Genomic DNA, 26,351 nt, shown 5'->3' with positions numbered 1-26,351 from the left:
TTTTTTCCGTTAAAATGTCAATAGAAATAAATATATAGAAAGGAGTTTTTTATGTATTTGAAAAAATTAAAAATTGTTAATTGGCAATGTATAGAATATACAAAAGTTGATTTTGAGAATCTTATGCTTTTTATAGGACCGGCTAATAATGGAAAATCCAGTATTATGTCTTCTATAATGTTTTTTTTAGGTTTTCGTAATTTAAGAACAAAGGATATCCGAAATCAAAATATTCCTTTGGAATTAGAAGGAAGTTTTTCTAACTTTTCCAGAAAAACTTTTAAAGAATTAGAAAATTATATATACAACAAAGAATTAAAAATTAGAATTGTCAAATATCCTAACCATGAAATACAATACAAAATAGGAAAAAATAGAGAATGGACTGAAATAAATTATGATACATATATAAATATTGTTTCTAATATTCCTATTCTTTTTATTCCAGCTTTTACAGAACATGAACAAGCAGAACATTTTATTAATTCTTTTTTAAATATTTTGAAAAAAAGAGATATAGATGAAAAATTTGTATTAAAAGAAATGAAAAATTTATCAGATACTCTCACAGCAGAATATGTAAGCAAAGGATTGTATAGAGCACTATTATTTGAGTTATTCAGAGCATTAGCTGCTGAATCTAAAAAAGTGGAAACAAGCATAATAGGAAATACTATGATATTCTTTGAAGAACCTGAACTATATCTTCACCCTCAGGCTGAAAAAGAATTGTATGATTGTTTTATTGCCCTCAGCAAATTGGGACTGCAATTATACATTTCTACTCATTCAAGCAACTTTATAAGTTTAAAGCACTATAAATCCATATGTATTATCAGAAATGCTGATAATGGAAGCAGGGCTTTTCAATTTAAAGGAAGACTTTTTTCTGGAGATGAGGTAAAATACTTTAATATGAACTATTGGATAAATCCTGATCGAAGTGAACTTTTCTTTGCTAAGAAAGTTATTCTGGTAGAAGGGCAAACAGATAAAATAGTTCTTGGGTATCTTTCTAAAAAACTAGGAATTTATAAGTATGACTACTCTATTCTTGAATGTGGTAGCAAAAGCATTATTCCACAGTTCATAAAACTTTTAAATGCTTTTAAATTGCCTTATGTTGCCATTTATGATAAGGATAATCATTTCTGGAGAACTGAATCTGAAATAGAAAATTCAAATATAAAAAATCATTCTATTCAAAAGACTATTAATTATGATTTTGGTGATTTCATAGAATTTGATAACGATATAGAAGAGGAACTTTATAATGAAAAGAGAGAAAGAAAAAATTATAAAAATAAACCTTTTAATGCTCTTAAAACAGTTTCAGAAGAAAATTATACAGTTCCAGCTCAACTAGAAAAGAAAATAAGAAAAATATTCAGCTAAATAAAATATCTTGGGGGGGAATTATATGGCTAGTTCAATTTTTCGTAAAAAGAAAAAGAGAAGTACCTTGCCTAAAATTATTTTAATTATAATAATAGGAATTGTATTTTTTAAAATGAAAATAGATAAAGAGGTTGGAAAAGAATTAGACAGCTTCAATAATGTAAAAGTATATTTTAATGGATTTCCAACAAAGTCTTTTGGAAGAAACCTTTCTGAAGATGGATACAATATTGGAATGAAGTATCAATGTGTTGAATTTATAAAGAGATATTATTTTGAATACTACAACCATAAAATGCCTGCTACTTATGGAAATGCTAAAGATTTCTATAATAAAGAGCTAAAAGATGGGGAAATAAATATTAAAAGAGGATTACTGCAATTTTCTAATCCTAGTTTTAAAAAACCTTCTGTTGGGGATATAATAATATTCAAACCATATATTTTAAATCCTTATGGTCATGTTGCTATAATATCTAATGTTGAAGATGACAATATTGAAATTGTTCAGCAAAATGTTTGGAAAAAAACTAGAGAAAAATTTAAACTTACTTATGAAAATAATAAATGGTCTATAAACTCTAAAAGAGTTATTGGAAGATTATCACTTTCTGAATAAATTAAGATTGAGCCTGACAAAATAATTAAGTCAGGCTCTTTTTATTAAAAAAAACGTTTTATTTTAGTTTTATTTATTTTGTTTTTTAACTTTTAATAAGCAAATAGTTCAAAATTTTATTTTTTTACTCAAAATTCAAAAAATAGTTTACTAACAAATATGCCTATTTATCACTAATTGTAAAATAGTTTACTTTTAAGTTTATTAAAATATACAAAGAGTTTAAAAATTGATGCTTTTATATCTATAAATAAAAAAATAAATCTTATATAATTCAAGTATCAAACTCTTATAAAGCTTTAGGAGGTAAAAATTGAAAAGAAATAATAAAATTGCAATTTTAAATCTTTTAATTACTAAGAAAAAAATAACAAGAAATGAATTAGCTGAAATCTTAGGAATATCTAGAATGGCTGTGAGTAAGCTTGTAAAATCTCTCATAGAAAAAAACTATATTATTGAAACTGATACTGTAGATACTTCTAAAACTGGCAAAAAGCCAAAATATCTTTACATAAATTTAAGTAAATTCCAAAATATTATGGCCATTTATTTTGGATTAAGCAGTGTAACTATATCTATTGCTGATATTTATGGAAAAATTTTAACAACAGAATCGATTTCTATTGACTCTAAAACAGATATATTAAATTCTACACTAAAAAAAGTAAATGAAATATTAAAGAACTATAAAATTATGCTCATAAGTATAGGAATGAATGGAATAGTTGATTCTTTTAAAGGAATAGCTGAGATTTCTACATATTATCATTGGAAAAATTTGAATTTAAAAGAGATCTTCGAAAATAATTTCAGTATAACAACTATAATCGAAAATGGAGTAAATCTCATTGCTTTATCTCAATCTAAAATTTATGAAAGTCAAAAAGATTTTGTAATACTTAATATTGAAAATGGCGTTGGCTCTACTATATCAAAGTATGATCTAGTTTCTAATGAAAGAAGCTTTGAGCTTAAAGAAATAGGTCATATTCCTTTTGATTATTCTGAATCTTCTCTTCTATGCGTCTGTGGAAATAAAGGATGCCTTGAAACTGTCATGGCTAACTGGAGAATAGAGGAGAAAGTATACAATAAAACTGGAGAACATTTTTCTTATGACAAAATAGTTGAAGAAGCTAATAAAAATAAGTCTTTTTTTAGAGATGAGATTTTAACTTTATTAAGACCTCTTTCTTACATAATTTTATGGGTAAACAACCTTATAACTCCTGAAAAAATTATTATCACAGGTAAAATTACATTTATTGATGATTTCTTTTGGAAAGAGCTAAAAAGAATATTAAAAAACAACTCTTTAGACAAAACAAAAGAAATACTTATAGAAAGATCTGATTATAATGATAACTTGATAATAAAAGGAGCTATCCAATATGGAATTGAAAATATAACAAATTCACAATTCTTTGAAAGTATGTTTAAAGGAGAAAGCAATGAATAACAAGCCTAATATTATTTTGATAACTGCTGACCAGCTTAGAGCTGATACTGTTGGATATATCAACAAAAAAATAAAAACACCTGTATTAGATTCTTTAGCTGATGAAGGATATATTTTCACAAATTCATTTTGTACAAGTCCAGTATGTACTCCATCGAGAGCTGCCATATTTACAGGAAGATATCCGATGAATACAGGAGCATGGAATATTGGGACATGTCTTAATGAGAATGAAACTACTTTAGCAGATATTTTAAAAATCTATAATTACTATAATATAGCTGTTGGTAAAATGCATCTAAGACCACAGCTTAAAGACTTTAATAACAATTTTGAAGATGTAGATTTCAGAGATAGAAATAGAACAAAAGATAATACTTATTATGGTTTTGATAAAACTTTTATAACAGAAGATGATAAGCAGGGAAAATATCTAGATTACATAAAAGCAAATGGTTATGATCTTGCTGTTGGTAAAGGCGAAGATGGCATAAATCCCCTTCCAGAAGAAATGAATCAAACTTATTGGATAGGTATGAAAAGCTGTGAGGAAATAATAAATCATGATTTCAATTCTCCTCTTTTTATGTGGACAAGCTTTGTTGATCCTCATCATCCCTTTGATCCCATAGAAAAATTTGCTTCATTATATGAAAATACAATTATAGATAAACCTATTTCAAAAAATTTCCTATGTAATGGAAGACCTGAACATCTGCAAAAACAAGGAAAAAATGGATATTGGCCTGGGGGTGGAGAGCAGCATAATTTCTCTGATGAAAAAATAGAAGAATTTACAAAATATTATTATGCTATGATTTCTTTTATCGACCAAGAAATAGGAAAAATTCTAAAGTCCTTAGAAGAAAAAAAGCAGTTAGACAATACAATAATAATTTTTACAAGCGATCATGGAGAATACATGGGGGATTATGGACTTTTACAAAAAGGGCCATTTATGTATGATGATCTAATTAAAGTTCCGTTATTAATCTGGGGAAAAGGAGTTTCAAAAGGAGTCTCAGACACTGTTGTTGAAAATATTGATATTGTTCCTACTATCCTTGAATTAATAGGAAGTAATATTCCTTATGGAATTCAAGGAGAGAGTCTCAATACTCTAATTAAAAACATTTCTTCAGTTAGAAAAAAATCTTCAGCAGTTGTCACATATGATGCTAGAGATAGAGGGATTATGATAAAAACATATAGAGATAAACGATATAAATTAAATTTATTTCTCAACGAAAATTATGGGGAACTTTATGACTTAAAGAATGATCCTTTAGAGAAAGAAAATTTATTTTTTAATGAAAATTTTAAAGAATTAAAAAGTGATCTTCTATTAAAATTCTGTTATAGAATGATGGAATGTAGTGATCCTTTATCTGAGAGAACTGCTAACTGGTAATTCTCAACATATTATTTAAGGAGGGAATATGGTTTTTACAATAGTAACATTCATATTATTCACTGCTCTTGTAGCTATAATTTCATGGTATTTAACAAAAAATGATAATCTTAATACTGAAAGTGGATATTTTCTTGGAGGAAGAAGTTTAAGTGCAACAGTTATTGCTGGTTCTATGATGCTGACAAATCTTTCTACAGAACAGATGGTTGGATTAAATGCTCAGGGATTTAAAAGTGGGCTTTCTGTTATTGCATGGGAATCTGGTGCATCAATAGGTATTGTTATTCTTGCCCTTTATTTTCTTCCAAAATATCTTCAGGGATCAATTACTACTGTTCCTGAATTTTTAGAAGAAAGATACGATAAAACAGTAAGAAATATTGTCAGTGTATTTTTTCTGCTTACATTAGGAGTAGCATTTCTTCCTACTGTACTTTATTCTGGTTCTATTGCAATGATGAGGTTATTTAATATCCCTGAACTGCTTAATATTTCTCCTGAAAGTGCTATTATTCTTTCGGTATGGATGATAGGAATTGTTGGAAGTATCTATGCTATATTTGGTGGATTAAAAGCTGTAGCAGTTTCAGATACTGTCAATGGTATAGGATTAATAATAGGAGGTTTAGCTATCCCTGTTCTTGGATTTATATATCTAGGTGAAGGAAGCATGATGAAAGGTATTGAGTATCTATTCCAGCATAACCCAGAAAAGCTTAATGCTATTGGATCAAAAGACTCTCAAGCTCCATTTGGTGCTGCTATTACAGGAATGAGAATCATGGCTGTTTATTATTGGTGTACAAACCAAGCCATAATTCAAAGAGCTTTAGGAGCAAAATCTTTAAAAGAGGGACAAAAAGGAGTTCTTTTAACAGCTTTTCTAAAAATAATAGTAGCTCCTCTTATACTCGTTGTTCCAGGAATCATTGCCTACAATATTTATGGGAATCAAATTAGTGGAGATATTGTATATCCTGTATTAGTTAATAAACTTCTCCCTAGTAAATTATCAGGTTTCTTTGGAGCAGTCTTATTTGGAGCAGTTTTAAGTTCTTTTAACTCTGCCCTAAATTCAGCTTCAACTATATTCAGTTTAAATATTTATAAACCATTATTCAGTCCAAATATTTCAGAAAAAAATCTTATAAAAGTAAGTAAATATTTTGGTACTGTTTTAGCTGTCTTTTCAATGATTGTAGCTCCATTTATCTCAAAATCATCAGGAGGACTGTTTGAATTTATTCAAAAAGTTGCTGGACTTTTCAGTGTCCCTATTGCAATAATTGTATTAGTTGGTATATTTTCTAAAAAAACTAGTGCTCTTGCTGCAAAAGTTTCTATGGGCTTCTTTGTTATTGTTTATGGATACACACAATTTATCAGCCCCGTAAAAATACATTTCCTATATGTAATAGCAATCTTATTTGTTATTTGTCTTTTCTTAATGTATATTGTTGATAAAATTATTCCTCCTAAAAAGGAATATTCTCTTCCTATTAGATACGAGGTATCTGTTGAACCTTGGGAATACAGATATACAGTATCTGTAATGCTTATGTCTCTTCTTGTATGGATATATGTTGTATTTTCAAAAATAGGTTTGCTTTCTCAAAGTGAAAATCTAAAGGGGCGAATAGGAATAATAACAATTATATTTATTGTCTTAACTTATTTCTGCTGTATATTCACTAGAAAAATAGAAAAGAAAAATTAATAAACTTTCAATTAATAAAAAGAAGCTGACCTGGAAGTTAAAGTAAAATTTTAAAATTTACTTTTTTCCTCTTAATCAGCTTCTTTTTTACATAGTTAATTAAATTCTTTTTCTAAGCATATCCAGTTCATTTAGCTCAGTGTCTATAGTTATTTTAACAAATGAGTTAGGATTTGCTGCCTCTACCTCTTCTCCCTCTTTTCCTCTTGTGATAAGAGTCATTTTAGGAAGAGTTATCTCTCTTACATTTATCCCTGGACTTACAACTTCCAGTTTTTCTCCAACTTCTAATCTATTTCTTATAGCAAGAATATATTCATTTTCAGAAAGTTTTTTCTCTACTTTAGCTACCAATTGATGAGACTGGCTGTATGAGTTTCTGTCATTATAATTTTGTCCATCTACACCTGGTCTTCCCATATAGAATCCATCTGTATACGATCTGTGAGAAACAGATTCTAACTCTTCCAACCATTTAGGATTAAATTTATAGTTTCCAGAATAATAACTGTCTATAGCGTCTCTGTATACTTTTACACAGTTAGCTACATAATATATCCCTTTCATTCTTCCTTCTATTTTAAGTGAGTCCACTCCTATATCAAGAATCTTATCTATAAATTCTATTGTGCATAAATCTTTTGAGTTAAATATATATGTTCCATGATCATCTTCAAATACAGGCATGTATTCTCCAGGTCTTGTCTCTTCAACAAGAGAATATTTCCATCTGCAAGATTGAGCACAATCTCCTCTGTTTGCATCTCTTCCTGTCATATAATTGCTCAGCAGACATCTTCCAGAGATTGACATACACATAGCTCCATGGATAAATACTTCAAGTTCTATATCTGGTACCTTAGCTCTTATTTCTGCTATGTTGTCTAAAGATATTTCTCTTGCCAATACTACCCTTTTTGCTCCAAGATCTCTCCACATTTGTACAGAACGCCAGTTTGTATTACTTGCCTGAGTACTTACACTGATACGAAGGTTTGTATTTTCTTTTACTATCTGGAATACTCCTAAATCAGCAACTATTACTCCATCTATCCCAATTTTTTCCAAAAATTTTACATAGTCAGGCAAAAGATCCAGCTCATCATTATGTGGTATTATATTTAAAGTAACATATACTTTTTTTCCTAAATCATGTGCATAAGTTACAGCCTCTTCTAATTCTTCATCAGAAAAATTGCTGCTTCCAGCTCTTAGGTTGAACATTTTTCCTCCTAAGAACACTGCGTCAGCTCCATAATGGATAGCCATTTTAAACTTCTCCATATTTCCTACTGGAGCTAGTAATTCTACTTTTTTCACTTTATCATTCCTCTCTCAATTATTCTACTTTATCAGTATAATCCGCAAACTTTGTAAGTTCATGGAAAAATCTCAATTTAACTGTTCCTGTTGGACCATTTCTGTGTTTACCTATGATTACCTCAGTTATTCCCTTATCATCTGTTTCTTCATTGTAATAATCATCTCTATACAAAAACATTACCATGTCAGCATCCTGTTCTATGGCTCCAGACTCTCTCAGGTCTGAAAGCATAGGTCTCCTGTCAGCTCTCTGCTCTGTAGCCCGTGAAAGCTGTGAAAGAGCTATAATAGGTACATCAAGCTCTCTGGCAATTCCTTTAAGTGATCTTGAGATATCAGATATCTCTTGTTGTCTGTTTTCTGTTTTTCCACTGCTTCCTTTTATCAACTGTAAATAGTCAATAAGTATCATATCTAACTTTCCTGCCGCTTTTAATCTTCTGGCTATGGCTCTTATTTCAAGTACCCCTAGATTAGGTACATCTGCTATATTTATTTCTGTATTAGAAAGTTTTCCACTGGCTATTCCCAGCCTTCCCCAGTCTTCTGGTGCCAAAAATCCTGTTTTTATTTTCTGAAGACCTACTCCTGCCTCTACAGCAAGAAGTCTTTGAAGCAACTGAGAACTTGACATCTCCATACTGAATAAAAGTACTGCTTTCTCACTTTTTAATGCTGCATTAAGAGCAAGGTTAAGTGCAAAGGCAGTTTTTCCCATTGCTGGTCTTGCTGCAAGTATTACAAGGTCAGATGGCTGAAATCCACTTGTCATCTGATCAAAATCTGTAAACCCTGATGAAATACCAATTGTAGTTCCTTTATTTGCATATACTTTCTCAAGTCTAAGAAATTCATCTGACATAGCATCTCTTATTTTCACTAAATCTTTTGACTCGCTGTTTTCTGATATCTTAAATATCATTCCTTCTGCTCTGTCTAAAATATTTTCAGCTTCTTCATAACCGCTATATGTCATCTCTACTATCTTAGTTCCAACATCTCCCAGTCTTCTTAATATAGCTTTTTCTTTAACTATTTTTGCATAAGCAGTGATATTAGCAGCAGTAGGAACCTCTTCTACTATATCGTAGAATATCTGTTCCCCTCCCACTTCATCAAATTTTTCACTTTTTCTCAATCTATTCATTACTACTAGAGGATCAAGAGGTTCTCCTTTATTGTAAATTTCTCTCATAGTTTCATAGATTATTTTATGAGCATTTTTATAAAAGTCATCAGGAGAAAGTATCTCTATTATATCACCAAATACATCTTGTTTAAGGAATATACCTCCTAAAACAGACCTTTCAGCCTCTAGGTCACTTGGAATTTTTCTCAAATTTTCAATTTCTGGCATTTTTTCTCCTTATTTTAACAAAAAAATTATTGAGCTTTTGCTACAACTTTAACTTCAGCCTTTACATCAGTATGAAGTTTTATAACTGCAATATGTTCACCTAAACTCTTAATATTACATTCTATTTTTTTTCTATCAATAGCTACACCAAAAATCTGCTCTATTGCTGCTGAAACCTCTTTGTTAGTTATAGCTCCAAATAGTTTCCCATTTTCTCCGATTTTTACTCCAATTTCTATCTTTTTAGATTCAAGCTGTTTTTTCAATTCGATTGATTTTTCTTTATCTTCCTGAAGTTTCTTTTCTTCTCTTTTCTTTCTGTTTTCTATCTTCTTCAATTCCTCTTCAGTTGCTATCATACCTTTTTTATTTTTTATTAGGAAGTTATGAGCATAACCATCAGAAACAGTTATTAAGTCTCCTTTTCTTCCTTGTCCTGCTACATCCTGCGTTAGTATAACTTGTATTTTTGCCATTTGATTTTCCTCCAATTATTTTTTTTCGTTAAATAATACTTTATTTATTTTAAATCCTGAAAGTACCCCAATCACAAAGGCTGCAAATGGGAACATTACAGAAGTAAAAATTGCTATAAAGCTATTTAGAATTCTTATTTTTAATATTTTATTCAATGTTATATATATGCTTTTTAATCCAAAGAATATAAATATTACTTTTCCTATTTCCATCAAATTATATATATAAAAATTATCTATCTTAAATATTTTTGACATAAAGAATGTTATTATGTAGATTAATACCCAACCATATGACACTTCCCAATTGGCATAATCTTTCTTATCTAAAGAAAAATATGTCATGAACGAGCATAGCATCGAGTAAGTAAACATAAGCCATAAAGAATTAGCTTTCAGTTCTTTAAATATCATCTGAACATCTTCCATACTGAAGTTTGTTCTTTGCTGATACATTGTCATTAATGTACCTAGGTTAGCATCTACATCTTTTTTAACAAGGATAAATATCCCTGCCATAAAAGCTGTTACTACTATTGCTGTAATAGTTATTCTATCAAATTTTTTTACAGAATAATTTATCTTTTCAAAATAATAATAAAAAAGTTCTATTACGATAAAAAATCCTATATATATACTTAAAAGCATGGGGTTCATCAATATTATAAACATAATGGCAATAATATTGATCAATACTTTTTGTCTAAAATCTAATTCTTTCATTTTCTTTATCTTATAAACTGGCAATAAAAAACTAAATATTGGCATCATAAGAGAAATCATAAATAATGCTGCTACTGCCATTCCGTGAACTACAAACATTTTTCCCCCTGTTTTTATTGGTGTTTATTTCATAATCTCTCCACCAAAAAAATCTACTATTTTTTTAGTAAAATCATTTTCACCCCTGCTGACTTCTCTTTTTTTACCAACAAGTATATATTTTACTTTTATTTTTGGATTGATTATTTTCTTTACCACTTCTAAGAATACATCATCATAAGCACTTGTTTCCATCTGCTCTTTAGCAAATGAATTTTCGCTTTCAAATCCAATAAATAACGTATCTCCTTCAATTTTATATGGTTTAGCACTTATTAAAAATGCTCCCAAAGTTATTTTCTCTTTTTTAGCTTCTTCAACTATATCTCTCCACTGGCTTATTACATATTCCAAGGTAATTCCTGAGAGATCAGCAGTTTCTTCAATATTAGAACTATCTTGATGTATTACTACTGGTTTTTCAATTATTTTTTCTACTACTCTTTCTTGAACTACAGCTGCTTTAGTACTTAAAATATTATTAATGACTACATAACCGACCATTCTCTTGTCCTCTTCATATTTAAATTTATTCAGAGAATCATAGACAGCTCCAATTATTTTAAGTCCTTTATCTACTTCTAGTTCTGATCTGCTCATAAGAGTTTTACAATATTTAGCAAAGTCCTTAAAGAAAAGCTCTATCTCCAAAGACTCGCTCCAAAACTCATCTAGCATTTTTACAAGTTCTTTATATTTTTTTTCTGTAACATTGTCTAGAAAATCTTTCATTTTCTTTACTGGAGTTACTCCAAGAACTTTTTCACATTTCTCTAAAGTTATCTCTTCATCTAAACATGTTATCATAAGTCTTTCTAATATTGAAGTGGCATCCCTCATACTTCCGCCAGAATTTTCATAAATCAGGTCCAATACATCATCTGGTACAGAAACTCCTTCATTTTCAGATATTTCTCCAAGTTTTTCTTTCATTTCAGCTGGAGAAAGAGTTTTAAAATCATATCTCTGACATCTTGAAATAATAGTTGGAAGTATTTTATCTGCTTCTGTTGTTGCAAGTATAAATATTACATGTTCAGGTGGTTCTTCCAATGTTTTCAAAAGAGCATTAAAAGCTTCCTTTGTCAGCATGTGAACCTCATCTATAATATATATTTTTTTTCTTCCCTTTGAGGGTTGATAATTTATTTTTTCTTTCAGTTGTCTGATTTCATCTATTCCTCTATTAGAAGCAGCGTCAATTTCAATCATATCCATAAAACTTCCATCATTTATAGAAAGACAGTTTTCACATTTATTACATGGCTCATCAGTAATACCATTTTCCAAGCAATTGACACCTTTAGCTATAAGTCTGGCTATTGTAGTTTTTCCCACACCTCTAGGACCTGTGAAAAGATATGCATGGGAAGTTTTACCATTTCTCAATGATGCTTTCAGAGTCTTTACTATTTCCTTTTGTCCTGCTATCTCCTCAAAGTTTTTAGGTCTATATTTTCTATATAATGTTATATGCATTTCATCCTACTCCAAACCATAGTTACTCATTTTTGTTCTCAATGTATTTCTTGTTATTCCTAGTATCTCTGCTGTCTCTACTTTTTTTCCATTAGTCATTTCCAATACTTGATGGATAAGTTCCTTTTCTACTTTTGAGATAATATTTCCATAATAACCTTTTTGATTACCTGTTTTATACATTTCCATCTCTACTTTTACCCATTCTTTAAGTGCACTCGTCTGTGCATCTCCTTTTCTCTTTGTGACCTTTGTACCCAGTACATTGCTTGGAAGATCTTCTATAAGTATAGAACCTCCTCTGCACAATGCTACAGCAGATTTAACCGCATTTTTAAGTTCATTTACATTTCCAGGCCAGTCATATCTTAATATTTTCTTTAACGCTGGCTTACTCACACCTTTTACATTTTTATGAAGCTCTTCATTACACTCTATTAAATAGTGATCTATTATCAAAGGTATGTCATCTTTTCTTTCTCTTAATGGTGGGATATTTACTTCAAGAACTTTTAATTTTCTATATAGTTCATCAATAAATTTACCCTGATTTATAAGTTCTTCGAGATTTTCACTTGTACTTGCTACTACTCTTAAATCAATCTTTATAGGGTCTGCTCCACCCATTCTGAAAAATTCTCCCTCTTCTAAAAAATATAGTATCTTAGATTGTAAATCCAAGCTTAAAGACTCTACATTTCCTAGATGAAGTGTTCCTCCATTAGCTTTTTCGAGATCTCCTATCTGAGAAAAAACAGCTCCTGTAAAAGCACCTTTTTCATAACCAAACATCTTTCTTTCTAATAACTCATTCTGGAAAGAAGTACAGTTAATACTTATAAGAGGTTCATTTGACCAGTCACTGAATTGATGAATAGATTTTGCTACACTTGTTTTCCCAGTTCCCTTTTCTCCCACTACTAAAACTGGTACTCTACTGCTTGCAACTTTTCCTATCATTTTATAAAGTTCTACTATTTCTTTTGTCTGTCCTATAAGTTTATCTCCAGAGCTTTTATGTTTATCTACTCTTTCAGCCAATAATTTATAATCTTTTACAGATTTTTCTATTATTTTTATAACAGTATTATTATCCACTGGTTTTAATATATAATCATAAGCTCCTGCCTTTACACTTCCTGCAACTACTTTTAAATTAGAAGTTTCTCCAAGAATTATTATAACACCTTTTTTTTGATGTTCTCCAACTTTTTTTACTAAATTAATAAGAGCTTCTTCTTGAAGATTTCTCTCCTCTATAACTATAGTTTCATACTTTTTGTTTTTTAGATATTCTATAAAATCAGTTATATTTTCTGCGAAAGTTAATTCGTTTTCAAAATTATTTTCTAATTCCTCTTTTAAACTTTTATCTAATCTAAACCCTAAAAGAATCAAACCATCCACCTCACAAATTAATTTTTTCCTCTTAATGTAAAGTTATATTCCAATATAACATCACCTTTTACATTCATTCCATTTTTACTCAAATATATCTTCCAAGTTCTTCCTATCTCTTCTATAGCACTATTGATTTCTGGAACTCCACTTCCTTTTTCAAGAAATAAAGAATTTACATTTCCGTTTTCATCAATATTCATTCTTATCTTCACTGTTCCATGAAGCCCTCTTAATTGAGCACTTTCTGGATACACAGGCTCCCTGTTAGTATTATCCCATCTAGCAACAATATTTCCATCTTCTGTTCCAAGTCTATATCCACTTGGTAAACCCTCTACATCACCATCTGCTTTCAATATTCTTTCAAATTCCAAATCTTTTCCCTCTTCTGAGTTAAAGGCAAGCTTTCCATCTTCCTTGACTAAGAATTGTTCCTTTCCTTGAATATTCATATCGGAATCAGATGCTAAATCTAGTTTTTCTCCAACAAGATTATCTTTTGAAACCACTCCTTCTTTATTATCATTTTGTCTTTTAGGAATTGTTTTTACTTTTTCTCTGACAACAGGATGGCTTATATCACTTATTCCAGATAAAACGTCTATTTCAGGACCTGATATAGATTTAGCTATATCACTTAAAGTTGGTTTCTTTTCAGGTTCTTTTGCTTTTACCTGAGTAACAGGTTCTTTTTTTACTGTACTTTCTTTCTTCACCTGAGTTTCAATTTTTTCTGTCTTTTTTCTAGTCTCAGCTGTCAGATTTTTAGTTTTAGAGTTAGTATTTTTAGTTCCTTCCATCTTTAGTCTACTGTTATTATCATAAGAAACTAATCCAACTTTAATTTTTTTATCAACTATAGTTTCCACTGAAAGACCAGGTATAAGCAGTATGATAAGCAGGTTCAGAAGTATAGAAAGACCAAAACTTACATAATCGACTCTTTTCATAATCCTCTCCTTATTTACTGCTTGCTGTATCAATATCCAGTGAGGCTGCTCCTGCTTCTTTAGAAATAGTCATTATTTCCACTATAAATCCATAATCCAGACTTTTATCAGCACTTATCACTATATTTTTCTCTTCAGATTCCTTCAATTTATTTTCAAGTTCTGCCTTTAAATTATTCTTATTAACTTTAATCTTTTGACTTTTTCCTTTATCTTTAAAATTAAGAATAATCTCTTTATTTTTATTTATTGCAACTTGTATTTCTTTTATATTTTTTATCTCTCTGATCGTCGATTGTGGTAAATCTATTTTAATCCCACTGTTAATATCTTCAAAAGTAGTTGCAACCAGAAAAAATATCAATAAAAGAAACACAACATCAATAAGGGGAGTTATCTCTAATGCTAGTTCTCCCTTTCCACGTCTTTTCGTTCTTTCGATTTTCATAATTTCTCCTATCTTCTGAAGTAGTTTATCAACTCTGTACTAGTTTTTTCCATATCATTTATTGTTTCATCTATTTTTTTATTAAAATAGTTATAGAAAATAGTAGCAGGAATAGCTACAAAAAGTCCTCCAGCAGTAGTAAACAGTGCTTCTGATATTCCTTTTGCAAGAACTGAAGCATCTCCAGTTCCATGAACAGATACTGCCTGGAATGCTTTGATCATTCCTGTAACAGTTCCTAATAATCCCAATAAAGGAGTTATATGAGCAACCAATGAAAGCATCCACATATGTTTTTCTAAAAGAGGTACCTGTGCCATTGCACTTTCTTTCCCCTTCTCTTCCAACATTACAGGATCCTTACTGTTGCTTTTATAATATTGTATTAATATATCTTTTAAAACTCTAGCTGCTGAAGCTTTTTGATTATTAAGTAAAACTATTGCTTCCTTTACAGACCCTTTTTCTATAAGCTGTCTAAGCTCTGGATTTATTTTATTGAAACTATCTCTCTCACTTAATTTAAAATAAATAAATCTCTCTATTACTACAGCCAGTCCTATGATAGACATAGCTAAAATAAAATACATTAGAATTCCACCATTTTTAATCCAATACATATCTATTTCTCCTTTATACTCTCTTATGTAAATTTAATTAAAGTGCTATAATTAAAACTACTACTCCTAATGCTCCTATTACATATTTAAGGAATGATTTTTTCTCCACTCCTTGTGATAACTCATCTTCTAAAGCTGATTTCTCATTTTGAACTACTTTTATTTTTTGTTGTTGATTTTTAAGATTTTCTCCTGATAACTCAACTGAGCCAGAATCAATTTTTTGTCCTTTCAGCAACATTTCTTTTGTTTCTATCTCTTTCATTTCAAGCTGTTCTTTGTTTACACCAGTTACTTCTTTGTCTATTGCAGTCATACTGTCTTCTGCACTCACTACAAGGGCACTTAATAAAAATAAAGATACTACTAATTTTTTCATTTATTTTCCTCCTCTTTAAAAAAATCTGCATATTTTTCTGCTTTTTTAGGGTTAATTGCTTTTAATTCTAAATAATATTTTTTACCATCTGTTTTATTTTCATCTTTTAAAGCAAAATAGATCATTTTTTCAAGTATAAACTCTTTATAAATTAATTTTTTATCAAGGTCATAAAGTTCTTTGTATAATACTTTTGCATCTTTTTCCTTACCCATTTTTTCGGTCAATTGAGCTGCCTTCAATTTTGATACTTGAGAATATTTTCCATTGTACATTACATAACCTTTTGTATAGCCTCTCAAAGCTTCTTCGTTTTTCTTTTCTATCTCATCAATAGAAGCTATTTGGAATAATACAAGATCTTTATAAATACTATTTTCCATATTATTTACCTGCTCATAGTATTCTCTCGCCTTTTTATAGTTCTTTTCAGTAAATAGTTTAGAGGCTATATTTACACAAGCATAATCTTTATATCTGCTGCTTTCCAAAAGTTTTTCATATTCCTTCATTGCAGCTTCTTTATTATTCTGTTTTTCATAGATAAGTGAATTATAGTAATTCTTAGTATCTATGTTAGTAATATCTTCTATATACTTTTTAGCCTCCTCTATATTATTTTTACTTAAGTGTATATCTAATATTTTAGAAGCTGTATTTTCTTTAACCACTTTATCCTCTGAAGTTGAAAGAAGTTCTTTGTAATTTTCAAGTGCTTTGTCATTATTATTTCCACTTTCATATACTTCTCCAGATAGTATAAGAAGATTATCTCTCATTTTACTTCCTGGATACTTCACAAGAAATGCATCTTTTTCTTTTTCAAAAGTTTCTGTTTCTCCTAAATTAATTAAAGTAGTTAAATACCAGTAGTATGCTTTTTCTCCATACTGTCCATCTCCATATTGCTCTGCAACATGCTTATATTCTTCTTTAGCTTTCTCAAAATTCTTTTCAGCATAATAAGTATCTGCTATTTGGAATCTGCAATATGCTTCATATTCTGGAACAGCAGAAAGTTTGTTGTAATATTCTCTGCTCTTTTCAAAATTGTCTATTCTAAAATAACTGATAGCCAATTTATCCATTATTTCATTTTTTCCTTCTGGATTTTCTAATGTAAGATACTCTTCTCCATATTTTATCGCATCTTCATATTTTCCCCATAGAAAATAATTTCTCATTTTATTAAACTTTACTTTTGTCAGAAGAGCTGCATCAGAAGTTGTATCTGCCTCTAATTGATTAAAAGCTGTATCTGCTTCTGCATATTTTCCCATTCCTACAAAAGCTATTCCTTTTAGATATATATTATCTTTTGTATTTTCTGTTCCTTCATCATTAAGATACACAAGCATTTCATCATATCTTTGTTCACTAAGCAATGAAACAATAAGATTATTTAAAATGCTGAAATCTTTATCTGTTGCTAGGAATTCTTTATATACATCTATTGCTTCTGGCACTTTATTTTTTTTGTAATATGCTTCTCCTACAGAAAAATATATATTTCTTTTATATTCTTTGTCATCTGGGTATTTAGTTTTGTACTCATTAAATCTCTTTGCAATATCATCAGTATCTCCAACTTTATTATCTATAACGATTATTCTATAAAGATTTTCTTTATTAGCATTTCTTGCATAAAGTCTTCCATAGTAATCTTTTGAGAGAGCATACTCACCAATTTCATATGCTGAGTTAGCTATCATTAAATTGATATTGTCAGTATCCTGTTGATTTACAACTACTCTTTTTACTTCATCTCTATTTCTCACTATCTTTTTATAATTTTTTAATTTATAATCAATTGCAAAGATATAATATATAGACTGATTATAATAAGTAGTATTTCTTAATCCTTCAAAATATTTTTGAGCTTCTTTTAATCTATTTAACTTATACAATGAAAATCCATATCCATACATAAGCTTTGGATCATTTGGAGTATTTGTTTTTGAATAATAGCTTACAGCTTTTTCATATTCTCCTCTTGTAGCATAAAGATCTCCTATCATTCTCATTGCTTCTCCATACTCTTTAGTATTTTCAAGCATAGCAAGATATTTCTGCATAGAGTTGACATCTCCTCTATTGCTATAGATCTCTATCAAACTTAATACAGATTTTTTCCCATAAGAACTTGTTTTATCTTTGCTGGTAACTTTTTGAAAATATGTTATTGCATCATCAGTTGAGTTAAGTTTGTAATAAGCTGAACCATAAAGATAATTAAAAAGAGACTGATTTTTATTTTTATCTTTTCCATTTGAGTACTCATTTAAAAATAGAAGAGTCCTTTTATAATCTGCTTGATTGTACGCTGACATTGCCATACTTAAAACAGCTTCACTATAATATTTTTTGTTTAGCTGTATAACTCTTTGAAATAATTCCTCTGCTTTTTTATAATTTTCTTTAGCTAAATAAGTCATTCCTGAATCATACAATGCTCTCTCATAAAAATCTCCATTTTTATCTAAAGACTCCATAAAGAAATCACTATTTTTAGCATCTCCCAATGCTGTATAACTTCTCATAAGATAAAAGTTTATCTCGTCTTTTTCTTTTGCTTTCACATCATTATTCATTAGAATTATTTTAAAATATTTTATGGCATTATTATAATCTTCCTGAAGAAAGTATGTCTTTGCTATTCTATCTTGAATATTTCTTGTATATCTAGAATCAGGATATCTTTTTAAAAAACTCACCGACTCTGTTATAGCCATTGAGAATTTTTTCTGCTTATAAAGTTCATCCAAGAATGCAATATCTTCTCTCTCTGAGGCAGCTAAAATGATATTTGTGCTTAATAATAATGCAAGTATCAAGTGTATCTTTTTCACATTTCTCCTCCTTGAGTTTTGTATATTTCTTTTAAAAAACTCCTTATTTTTTCTCCAGAAACCGTTGTATCTACACAGGGTTCATTAATAATTTTATTGAATATCCCATAAACTTTCACTGGAAATGCATCATGTATCCCAGACATAAGATCTCTCTTGCAGGCAACCGCTGCTACTAAATCTGGTTTTAATTCCTTTATGTGTTTTCTTGCAAGAGTCCCTCCAGTAGCTATTCTTATCTCTATCGGAAATTCTTTTTTCATGCTCAAAAGTTCACCTATTACACATTGTCCACAATTCCTACAGTTTTCTATATTGGAAGTTACTTTATATGGACATGTATATTTTTGAACACAGTGAGGAAGCAAAATTAATAGTTTTTTTATATCCTTTCCTTTTAAAGAAGCCATTACTTTTTTATTATTGTAATCTAAAAATTTCACAGCTACGTCATTCGTCTCTACTTCTCTTTTTTTCCTATCCACAAATAAAAATAGCAGATAATAAAAATCATATACCATTTTTCTGAAAAAATTACTGCTCATCTTTTTACCTCTTCAAAATTATTAAGGAAATTATATCATATTTGAGTCCATATTTCAAACAATCAAAAATTAATCATTAAAGAAAAAATGGAGCTAATATTTTCTATTAGCTCTCATTTAAAATTAATCTTTTAACGCCAATGGCATTACTATGTAAAGATAATTATCATCATTTTCTTTTTTTATTTTAACTGAACCATTTGAACTAATGAAATTAAGCATAATATTACTTTCTTTATTTAAGTTTTGTATAAAATCAGAAAGAAACTTAGCATTAAGAGATATCTTTATTCTATCTCCCTCATATTCTACTTCTAATTGCTCATTTATTTTAGCAATATCATTTACACCATTTACTTTAAGATCCTTTCCTTCCAGTTCAAATGTTGCCCCATATTTTGACTCAGCATTATTTCTTACAAAGATTATTATTCTTCTAAGAACTTTTAAAAACTTTTCACTGTTTATAAGAAGAGTTTTATTATATGTATTATTTCCTAATATTCCTTTGTAATTAGGGAATGCCAAATCAATAACTCTACTTATTATAAGAGTATCTTCTAATTTAAAATACACCTGTTTATTGTAAAAATAGAATTTTATTTCTGTTTCTTCTATACTTCTTAAAAGTTTTGTTAAAGCTTCAATTGTATTTAAAGGAATGCTTACTTCAAGCTTTTCATTTACTTTTTCTAATTCTTTTTCTAAAAATACAAGTCTGTAAGTATCAGTTGTTATAAACTTTAAGTTATTTACTTCGCTTTCTAATCTTACACAATTTATAGAAAGATTATCACTAGAAGTAGATGCAGCAAATTTTACCTTTTCAAATATATCAGCCAGCTCTACACTGTTCATTTTAAAATCTTCCTGTCTTTGAAAAAAGTCAGCTTCTACAAGTATTTTTGGAAAATCTTCTGCTTCCATAAGAGAAAATTCAGAAGAAGAATCAGAACTTTCTATAAAAAGATTATTATCTCTTACACTTAAAGTCACAATTTCATCTTTAATCTCTCTTAAATACTCATCTACTAATTGATGCTGAAACACTATTCTTCCTTCTTCTACTATCTCTTCACATTTCATTTCAGTAGTAATAGTAGTTTCAAGATTAGTCCCACAAAAAAATAGATTTTCTCCTCTTGTTTCTATGTAAGCACAAGAAATTATAGGCTTTATCTTATTTTCATTTATAGCTTTTTCAACTATTTTTAATCTTTTTAAAAAATCCTGTCTTTTTAATTTTACAATCACTTTTTTTCCTCCTGTTTAAGCTTCTAAAAAAGGTCCCCTTTTAATTCTTTAGTATATTTTGATCTAAGCTTTTGTAAAGTTTTTTTCTCTATCTGCCTTACTCTTTCCCTAGTTATATTAAGAGTATTTCCAATCTCTTCTAAAGTATGTATTTCATACCCATCTAACCCATATCTCAATTTCAATATTTCTTTTTCACGTTCTTCCAATTGATTGACCATATCTCTTACTTGTTTTCTACCCATTTCATTAAAGATTTCCTCTTCCATAGAAAAATCTTCCTGTTGAGCTAAAGTATCTTCCAGATATATATCATCTCCTATCTGTGTACTTAAAGACATAGGATCTTGAAAGTCCATTATTATATCCTGCACCTTATCAGCTTCAATATTCAGCTCTGCCGCTATTTCTTCTACTGAAGGATAATTGCCCTCATCTTTCAATCTTGACATAACATAACGATTTACTTTATTTAACAGGTCGTATTTATATGACGGAATTCTTATTTCTCTTCCTTTTACTATAACAGCTTTACTTATAGATTGCTTTATCCACCATACTGCATATGTTGAAAATCTAAACCCTTTTGTAATATCAAATTTTTCTATTGCATAAATAAGACCTAAATTTCCTTCACTGATTAAATCTATAAAACTCAATCCTTTGTTTATATATCCTTTTGCAATATTAACAACTAATCTGAGATTTGATAAAATCAGCTGATTTTTAGCCTCTTCATCTCCAGCTTTAGCTTTAATTAAAAGGTTTAATTCCTCATCTTTATCTAATATTTTATATTTTCTTATATCTGCTAAATAAAGTGAAATAAGATCCTTCTCTATCATTGCCATTCCCCGCTTTTGTCAATTTTATTTTAGTAAAATTCCTCTTTCAAAGTTCTCTCCATAAGTTCTTCTACCATATTTCCAGCATTTGCATTTTTATATATAATATTGTATGTAGCTTCTAATATCGGCATTGAGATATTTAGTTTTTGAATTTGCTCATACACTGCTTTTACTGTAGGGACACCTTCAGCAACCATAGTCATCTCATTTAAAATAGTTTGTATATCCTGACCTTTTCCTAAACATTCACCAACATGTCTGTTTCTACTGTGTTTACTTGCACATGTTACTATTAAGTCTCCTATTCCACTAAGTCCAGAGAAAGTTATTTCTTTAGCTCCACAAGCCTTTCCATATCTTATCATTTCAGCTATTCCTCTAGTTATCAAGGCTGCTTTTGTGTTATCTCCAAATCCCATTCCATCAGCTATTCCAGCTCCTATAGCCAGGCAGTTTTTTACAGCAGCTCCTAATTCAACTCCTACTACATCCTCACTTAAATATACTCTGAATACTTTACTGTTGAAAAGTTCCTGTATTTCTGCTGCTTTTTCTTTTTCTCCTGCTGCAACTATTGTTGTTGGTATTCCTACTGCTACTTCTTCTGCATGTGTAGGTCCTGATAAAACTACTATATTCTTATGAAATTTTCCTTTTATTTCATCTTTCATTACTTCTGAAAGTCTCATTCCTGTTGATACTTCTATTCCTTTTGCTGTATTTACAAGAAGCATATCTTCTGTCAAATCATTTGAAAATCCTCTTATTACTCCTCTTAATACTTGTGACGGAACTGAGAATACTACATATTTTATTCCTTCTAAAAGACCTTCTTTTTCATATGTAACATTTAAATTATCTGGAAACTTTATTCCTGGTAAATATCTCTTATTTTCTCTATTGTTTTGTATTTCTTCAGCTCTCTCTTTATTGAATTCCCATAAAGTAATATCATAACCTTTTCTAGCTAGTACCAATCCTAAAGCTGTTCCCCAGCTTCCCGCTCCTATGATTACTACTTTTTTCATGCCAATCACTCCTTATTTAAGCTTAAATTTATTTTCTGTTCCTTCCATAAGCCTTTTGATGTTAGTTCTATGTCTGTATATTACGAAAACTCCTATTAAAGTAGTCATTACTAGAAGAGGGGTCTTTCCTATTCCATATCCTACTGGACTTAATGCAGTAAGAATAGGTAGTGCTGCTGCCGCTATAATTGATCCTAAAGAAATATATCTTGTAAAATAAACCACTAATATAAAAACTATTAATAGAGCAAGAGTTACATTTGGGATTAGAAAAAGAAATACTCCTAAACTTGTTGCTACTCCTTTTCCACCTTTAAAATGAAGGAAGAAAGATAGAGAATGTCCAACAATAGCTAAAACTCCTATTAATAACAGCATATTTCCCGTCACTCCATATCTACTAGCTATAAATGGAGGCAGAAATCCTTTTAATGCATCTGCTGCCAGTACCATAAGTCCATATTTAGGCCCCAATACTCTGTAAGCATTTGTTGCTCCTGAATTTTTACTGCCATGCTCTCTTATATCTATTTTTTTAAAATATTTTCCTATCCATACACCGTTTGGAAGCGCTCCCATTACATAACCTAAAACTAAAAATAATATTTCTTTCATGATTTCTCTCCTATGTTTATATCTCTTCTATACCGTATAGACTTCTATTAATTTTCAAATAAATTTTTTCTCACTTTAAATTATATCATATAAAAAAAGAAGTATAAAGCTAGAATTCAAAATTCTCTATATCTTGCGCATAAAACTTTGTTTTTTCAAAGTTTTTAGTCCTGTTTTTTGTACAAATTTTATTTTAATAAAAATTTGATTTGCACTTGCTAATAAAATATAAGCAGATATATAAAAAACAGCTGCCCGTAAGCAGCTATTTCATATATTTAACTATTTTCCTTTTTTCTTAGATTTTGCAGCTTTCTTTTCAACAACTGGATTCATTTTTTCTAATAAATTTTTTCCAGCTCTAAATTTAGCAACTTTTTTAGCTTCTACTTTCATAGGTTTTTTAGTTTGTGGGTTAACACAAGTTCTAGCAGCTCTTTCAGCAGCTTCGAATTTTCCAAATCCTATGAATGACACATTTTCACCTTTTACTAAAATTTCTTCAAGAGTATCTATAAATGCTTTTGTAAGTTTGTCTGCTTCTACTTTAGTTTTTATTCCAGCTTTAGTTCCAAATAATTCTACAAATTCTTTTTTTGTCATTCTTATCACTCCCAACTATTTTATATGATATTGTGTTGCTACTACTATTACAGTAGCATTTTTTTTCAATAAACTCAATACTTTTCATAAATTTTTTTATTTTTTTTTCATAAATATCGTTTTCAATATAAACACTAAGAAAATTACAATGATCAAATAGTTCCATATATTGCCATTTTTTTTAAAATAAATATCAGAAATTGTTTTGTTTTGAAGATTAGATTGATCAAAAGGTAAATTATATGCTGTTGCTATTCCTTTGAGGTTTAGAAGATAAAAAACTGGAATTTCATCTTTTAAAAATTTCCCTACTAATCCCTTTTTCATATTTGTATTTTTATCCAAAAGTACTTTTGAATTTACTATGATATCTACACTGTCTCCAATAGCTAAAAGATTTCCTCCTATATTTACAAAAGCTTTTATTTTATTGTTACTTTCTTTTACGAAATAACTATATCTTTCCTCTATATTTTTTTCTAAATTTTCATTATAAAAAAAATGGAGTCCATATCCTTTGTTTTTCTCTATTATTTTTTCTTTTATCTCATCTTCAAATTCTCTTCCAATGTCTCCTATTCCTCCCAAAGAAAATCCTCTGCTCCTATTTTGAATCATTCCCTTAGAAAAAAGATGATTTTCCATATCAAGATATGTAAAGTTTTCAATATTTCCTCCATATGTAGAGGCTCCAACTGAATTTACCATTATTGCATTCAGTCCAAGAGTATCAGCAGCAGCTATTAACGATAAATTTAGAGCTGGAAAAGAACTTGAAATATTTGCAGCTATTATATCACCTTTTTTCAAACCTTTTTCTTTGAATAATTTTACCATAAGAGCTGCAAAATCAGGATTTGTACTTGTTCTTTTACTTTCAAGATTCCCAAGAGTAGTTGTTATTCCACTCCATTCTTCTCCAATAAGTCCAGTTTCATTAATATCCAGACTTTTATCTATCTCTATTCCTCTTCTTATTCTTTCACTTTTTATTTCTGCACTCATATTTTTCATTTTCGTAGAAGCTTCTATCATCTCATTATAATAAGGGCTCTTCACTTTTATCTCTTTATTTTTCAATCCATATTGAATAAAAATAAACAGTAAAGCTATAACTGCAAGGGTGATATTATTGATTTTTTTATTCAATTGACTCCACCTGCCTTATAGATAACCTCTACTACAGCTTTTATAAATATTGAAAGTATCATAAGAGAAGACACAGTTCTTACTATTCCATGTCTATCCATTTCCTGTGCCATTATTCCTGGAATTATTACTCCTATTACACTTCCGCCTAAAATATAAATCTCATATTCGTTCACTATATAAATATTGAAATATTTTAATATGAGTCTTATCATAAAGCTTATCATGATACATAGTGCAAATTTTCTTCTTCCATAAATTATAGTATGATTTGATATAAATTTCACAATAAGAAAAGTCAGTATTCCAGCAATTATAGTTATAATAATTCTCTGAGGCGTATTTATATAAAAAGCTATATATGCTGGTACAATTAAACCTCCAGGAGATATTTCTGTAATTTCATAAAATATTATACTAAGTATAATACCAAATATTATTATGTCATTAGCCATCTATTATCTCCCCCTTGTTCTCCAGATAGTCCACTAATTTTTTCCCATGCCCACATATATTTCCAACAGCAAAAATAAGTATTCCATCTTCTATTTCATCAAAATATTTTTCATTTTGTAATATTTCTATTTTATTTTCATCTACTCTGTTTTTTAATAAATATTTTTTAAAAAGCTCTCTATTTTCTCCAGAAACTACTATTTTATCAAATTTATCTTCAACACTCTTTACAAATTTTATGTACTGCTCCCATCTGCTTACTCTATCTCCTCTGTTATTTACTAAAAGATATCTTTTATTTTTCCAGTAAGGTCTTTTAGATATTCTTTCTAAAATTATATCTGTAGAATTCGGATCATTTGCAGCCATAGCATTTACAAAAAACACTTCATGTCCCTTTTCATTTTTATATGCTAAAGTTTTTAAACATCCAGGGTCTTTGTAATATTCTCTCATTCCTTTTAAAGCCTTTTCTTCATCTATACCCATGTATTTACATACCTCTACTGCTAAAGCCACATTGTTGGCAAAATCAATCTCCCAATACTCTTTTTTTTCTTTTTCATTTATAAATGCTTTAGAATTTTTTTCTTCAGCTTTTCTTTTAAAAAATTCAAAATATTTTTTATCACTTGTGAAAAAAGCTCCATTTTTTGGAACTGTATTGGAAAGCGATTCTGCTATCTCATCTAAAGTTTTCCCCATTTCATCAAGATGATCTTCTCTTACATTAGTAATTACTCCAATGTCAGAATCTAATATTTTATTCTCACATATATGCTGCAACTCTGGTTTTACAGCCATACATTCTAAAATCAGAACCTCTGCTCCTTCTTTATAAGCCCAGTTTATTGCTTTTATCTGCTCTTTTATATTCGCCTTACCTTTTCTGCTTATTTCTTTTTCTTCTCCAAAAACAGAAATAGTTCTAGGAGATGTTCCAGTAGTTTTTGTGAATGTCTTATAGCCTCCAGCACGTACTCCTGCATCTATAAGCCTGGAAACTGTTGATTTCCCCCTGATTCCATTTACATGGATGACATATTTAAAAGTTTTTCTCTGATTCGTGGCTCTTTTTTTCTCAAAAAAAAGATACCCTATGCAGATAAAACATAGTATAAGAATTATTTTTTCCATAA

The 26,351-nt window shown here is 29.3% G+C and carries 25 protein-coding genes; 5 read left to right on the top strand and 20 right to left on the bottom strand.

Going from position 1 to position 26,351, the window contains the following annotated elements:
- Positions 1-51: 51 nt before the first annotated feature.
- The 5 genes from C4N20_RS10195 to C4N20_RS10175 all read left to right on the top strand — a co-directional run bounded on the left by C4N20_RS10195 (position 52) and on the right by C4N20_RS10175 (position 6,610).
- Complete coding sequence (locus C4N20_RS10195) at positions 52-1,395, top strand: ATP-dependent nuclease (RefSeq protein ID WP_005978120.1); 1,344 nt, start codon at positions 52-54, stop codon at positions 1,393-1,395.
- A gap of 25 nt (positions 1,396-1,420) precedes the next feature.
- Positions 1,421-2,017, top strand: a complete 597-nt coding sequence (locus C4N20_RS10190) for a CHAP domain-containing protein (RefSeq protein ID WP_005978123.1) — start codon at positions 1,421-1,423, stop codon at positions 2,015-2,017.
- A 313-nt stretch (positions 2,018-2,330) separates the two neighbouring features.
- Positions 2,331-3,479 carry an ROK family protein gene (locus C4N20_RS10185; protein ID WP_005978126.1) on the top strand — a complete coding sequence of 383 codons (1,149 nt, stop codon included), beginning with the start codon at positions 2,331-2,333 and terminating at the stop codon, positions 3,477-3,479.
- Positions 3,472-4,890, top strand: coding sequence for a sulfatase family protein (locus tag C4N20_RS10180; protein WP_005978130.1), 1,419 nt, complete (start codon positions 3,472-3,474; stop codon positions 4,888-4,890). The genes C4N20_RS10185 and C4N20_RS10180 overlap by 8 nt, the downstream gene beginning before the upstream one ends.
- Before the next feature lie 28 nt (positions 4,891-4,918).
- Positions 4,919-6,610 carry a solute:sodium symporter family transporter gene (locus tag C4N20_RS10175; protein WP_005978133.1) on the top strand — a complete coding sequence of 564 codons (1,692 nt, stop codon included), beginning with the start codon at positions 4,919-4,921 and terminating at the stop codon, positions 6,608-6,610.
- A gap of 99 nt (positions 6,611-6,709) precedes the next feature.
- On the opposite strand, the gene C4N20_RS10170 is transcribed toward C4N20_RS10175, so the two are convergent.
- The 20 genes from C4N20_RS10170 to pgsB all read right to left on the bottom strand — a co-directional run bounded on the left by C4N20_RS10170 (position 6,710) and on the right by pgsB (position 26,349).
- Complete coding sequence (locus C4N20_RS10170) at positions 6,710-7,930, bottom strand: peptidase U32 family protein (RefSeq protein WP_005978135.1); 1,221 nt, start codon at positions 7,928-7,930, stop codon at positions 6,710-6,712.
- 19 nt (positions 7,931-7,949) lie between these two features.
- Entirely contained in the window at positions 7,950-9,290 is a 1,341-nt protein-coding gene (gene dnaB / locus C4N20_RS10165) for a replicative DNA helicase (RefSeq protein ID WP_005978138.1), read from the bottom strand.
- Positions 9,291-9,316: 26 nt separating this feature from the next.
- The gene (gene rplI, locus C4N20_RS10160; RefSeq protein WP_005978141.1) at positions 9,317-9,766 is read right to left on the bottom strand and encodes a 50S ribosomal protein L9; all 450 of its coding nucleotides are present in this window, start codon (positions 9,764-9,766) and stop codon (positions 9,317-9,319) included.
- 15 nt (positions 9,767-9,781) lie between these two features.
- Positions 9,782-10,588 carry a hypothetical protein gene (locus tag C4N20_RS10155; protein WP_005978143.1) on the bottom strand — a complete coding sequence of 269 codons (807 nt, stop codon included), beginning with the start codon at positions 10,586-10,588 and terminating at the stop codon, positions 9,782-9,784.
- 24 nt (positions 10,589-10,612) lie between these two features.
- Positions 10,613-12,067, bottom strand: a complete 1,455-nt coding sequence (gene dnaX / locus C4N20_RS10150) for a DNA polymerase III subunit gamma/tau (RefSeq protein WP_005978145.1) — start codon at positions 12,065-12,067, stop codon at positions 10,613-10,615.
- Positions 12,068-12,073: 6 nt separating this feature from the next.
- Positions 12,074-13,465 (bottom strand): sigma-54-dependent transcriptional regulator, encoded by a 1,392-nt coding sequence (locus C4N20_RS10145; protein ID WP_005978148.1) that lies wholly within the window; start codon positions 13,463-13,465, stop codon positions 12,074-12,076.
- A 17-nt stretch (positions 13,466-13,482) separates the two neighbouring features.
- A complete protein-coding gene (locus tag C4N20_RS10140; RefSeq protein ID WP_005978149.1) occupies positions 13,483-14,418 on the bottom strand; it encodes an energy transducer TonB in 936 nt (311 codons plus the stop codon).
- A 10-nt stretch (positions 14,419-14,428) separates the two neighbouring features.
- Positions 14,429-14,866 (bottom strand): ExbD/TolR family protein, encoded by a 438-nt coding sequence (locus tag C4N20_RS10135; protein ID WP_005978151.1) that lies wholly within the window; start codon positions 14,864-14,866, stop codon positions 14,429-14,431.
- A gap of 8 nt (positions 14,867-14,874) precedes the next feature.
- Positions 14,875-15,486, bottom strand: a complete 612-nt coding sequence (locus C4N20_RS10130; protein ID WP_005978154.1) for a MotA/TolQ/ExbB proton channel family protein — start codon at positions 15,484-15,486, stop codon at positions 14,875-14,877.
- Between the two features lie 37 nt (positions 15,487-15,523).
- Positions 15,524-15,865, bottom strand: a complete 342-nt coding sequence (locus C4N20_RS10125; protein ID WP_005978157.1) for a hypothetical protein — start codon at positions 15,863-15,865, stop codon at positions 15,524-15,526.
- Positions 15,862-18,714: a tetratricopeptide repeat protein gene (locus C4N20_RS10120; RefSeq protein ID WP_005978159.1), complete on the bottom strand. Its 2,853-nt coding sequence runs from the start codon at positions 18,712-18,714 to the stop codon at positions 15,862-15,864. Before C4N20_RS10120 ends, C4N20_RS10125 begins: the two co-directional genes overlap by 4 nt.
- Positions 18,711-19,259: a DUF116 domain-containing protein gene (locus C4N20_RS10115; protein WP_005978161.1), complete on the bottom strand. Its 549-nt coding sequence runs from the start codon at positions 19,257-19,259 to the stop codon at positions 18,711-18,713. Before C4N20_RS10115 ends, C4N20_RS10120 begins: the two co-directional genes overlap by 4 nt.
- Before the next feature lie 123 nt (positions 19,260-19,382).
- Positions 19,383-20,513 (bottom strand): DNA polymerase III subunit beta, encoded by a 1,131-nt coding sequence (gene dnaN, locus C4N20_RS10110; protein ID WP_005978163.1) that lies wholly within the window; start codon positions 20,511-20,513, stop codon positions 19,383-19,385.
- Between the two features lie 23 nt (positions 20,514-20,536).
- Complete coding sequence (locus tag C4N20_RS10105; RefSeq protein WP_005978166.1) at positions 20,537-21,358, bottom strand: sigma-70 family RNA polymerase sigma factor; 822 nt, start codon at positions 21,356-21,358, stop codon at positions 20,537-20,539.
- A 29-nt stretch (positions 21,359-21,387) separates the two neighbouring features.
- Entirely contained in the window at positions 21,388-22,389 is a 1,002-nt protein-coding gene (locus C4N20_RS10100) for an NAD(P)H-dependent glycerol-3-phosphate dehydrogenase (protein ID WP_005978169.1), read from the bottom strand.
- 12 nt (positions 22,390-22,401) lie between these two features.
- Positions 22,402-23,004 carry a glycerol-3-phosphate 1-O-acyltransferase PlsY gene (gene plsY / locus C4N20_RS10095; RefSeq protein WP_005978172.1) on the bottom strand — a complete coding sequence of 201 codons (603 nt, stop codon included), beginning with the start codon at positions 23,002-23,004 and terminating at the stop codon, positions 22,402-22,404.
- 282 nt (positions 23,005-23,286) lie between these two features.
- Complete coding sequence (locus tag C4N20_RS10090; RefSeq protein WP_005946734.1) at positions 23,287-23,607, bottom strand: HU family DNA-binding protein; 321 nt, start codon at positions 23,605-23,607, stop codon at positions 23,287-23,289.
- A 96-nt stretch (positions 23,608-23,703) separates the two neighbouring features.
- Positions 23,704-24,756 (bottom strand): poly-gamma-glutamate system protein, encoded by a 1,053-nt coding sequence (gene pgsW / locus C4N20_RS10085; RefSeq protein WP_005978176.1) that lies wholly within the window; start codon positions 24,754-24,756, stop codon positions 23,704-23,706.
- Positions 24,753-25,211 (bottom strand): poly-gamma-glutamate biosynthesis protein PgsC, encoded by a 459-nt coding sequence (gene pgsC, locus C4N20_RS10080; protein WP_005978178.1) that lies wholly within the window; start codon positions 25,209-25,211, stop codon positions 24,753-24,755. Before pgsC ends, pgsW begins: the two co-directional genes overlap by 4 nt.
- On the bottom strand, positions 25,204-26,349 hold the full coding sequence (gene pgsB / locus C4N20_RS10075; protein ID WP_005978180.1) for a poly-gamma-glutamate synthase PgsB: 1,146 nt from the start codon (positions 26,347-26,349) through the stop codon (positions 25,204-25,206). The genes pgsC and pgsB overlap by 8 nt, the downstream gene beginning before the upstream one ends.
- Between the last annotated feature and the right edge of the window lie 2 nt (positions 26,350-26,351).

Source organism: Fusobacterium ulcerans (genome assembly GCF_003019675.1).
GTDB classification, from domain to species: Bacteria; Fusobacteriota; Fusobacteriia; order Fusobacteriales; family Fusobacteriaceae; genus Fusobacterium_A; species Fusobacterium_A ulcerans.
The sequence above is the reverse complement of the archived record's forward strand: the minus strand, read 5'-3'. Positions and strand labels throughout refer to the sequence as shown.

Excerpts from the sequence above, each read along its gene's own strand:
- C4N20_RS10195 (WP_005978120.1), top strand. The coding sequence starts at position 52 with ATGTATTTGAAAAAATTAAAAATTGTTAATTGGCAATGTATAGAATAT.
- C4N20_RS10190 (WP_005978123.1), top strand. The coding sequence starts at position 1,421 with ATGGCTAGTTCAATTTTTCGTAAAAAGAAAAAGAGAAGTACCTTGCCT.
- C4N20_RS10180 (WP_005978130.1), top strand. The coding sequence starts at position 3,472 with ATGAATAACAAGCCTAATATTATTTTGATAACTGCTGACCAGCTTAGA.
- C4N20_RS10175 (WP_005978133.1), top strand. The coding sequence starts at position 4,919 with ATGGTTTTTACAATAGTAACATTCATATTATTCACTGCTCTTGTAGCT.
- dnaB (WP_005978138.1), bottom strand. The coding sequence starts at position 9,290 with ATGCCAGAAATTGAAAATTTGAGAAAAATTCCAAGTGACCTAGAGGCT.
- rplI (WP_005978141.1), bottom strand. The coding sequence starts at position 9,766 with ATGGCAAAAATACAAGTTATACTAACGCAGGATGTAGCAGGACAAGGA.
- C4N20_RS10155 (WP_005978143.1), bottom strand. The coding sequence starts at position 10,588 with ATGTTTGTAGTTCACGGAATGGCAGTAGCAGCATTATTTATGATTTCT.
- dnaX (WP_005978145.1), bottom strand. The coding sequence starts at position 12,067 with ATGCATATAACATTATATAGAAAATATAGACCTAAAAACTTTGAGGAG.
- C4N20_RS10140 (WP_005978149.1), bottom strand. The coding sequence starts at position 14,418 with ATGAAAAGAGTCGATTATGTAAGTTTTGGTCTTTCTATACTTCTGAAC.
- C4N20_RS10135 (WP_005978151.1), bottom strand. The coding sequence starts at position 14,866 with ATGAAAATCGAAAGAACGAAAAGACGTGGAAAGGGAGAACTAGCATTA.
- C4N20_RS10130 (WP_005978154.1), bottom strand. The coding sequence starts at position 15,486 with ATGTATTGGATTAAAAATGGTGGAATTCTAATGTATTTTATTTTAGCT.
- C4N20_RS10125 (WP_005978157.1), bottom strand. The coding sequence starts at position 15,865 with ATGAAAAAATTAGTAGTATCTTTATTTTTATTAAGTGCCCTTGTAGTG.
- C4N20_RS10115 (WP_005978161.1), bottom strand. The coding sequence starts at position 19,259 with ATGAGCAGTAATTTTTTCAGAAAAATGGTATATGATTTTTATTATCTG.
- C4N20_RS10105 (WP_005978166.1), bottom strand. The coding sequence starts at position 21,358 with ATGATAGAGAAGGATCTTATTTCACTTTATTTAGCAGATATAAGAAAA.
- C4N20_RS10100 (WP_005978169.1), bottom strand. The coding sequence starts at position 22,389 with ATGAAAAAAGTAGTAATCATAGGAGCGGGAAGCTGGGGAACAGCTTTA.
- plsY (WP_005978172.1), bottom strand. The coding sequence starts at position 23,004 with ATGAAAGAAATATTATTTTTAGTTTTAGGTTATGTAATGGGAGCGCTT.
- C4N20_RS10090 (WP_005946734.1), bottom strand. The coding sequence starts at position 23,607 with ATGACAAAAAAAGAATTTGTAGAATTATTTGGAACTAAAGCTGGAATA.
- pgsC (WP_005978178.1), bottom strand. The coding sequence starts at position 25,211 with ATGGCTAATGACATAATAATATTTGGTATTATACTTAGTATAATATTT.
- pgsB (WP_005978180.1), bottom strand. The coding sequence starts at position 26,349 with ATGGAAAAAATAATTCTTATACTATGTTTTATCTGCATAGGGTATCTT.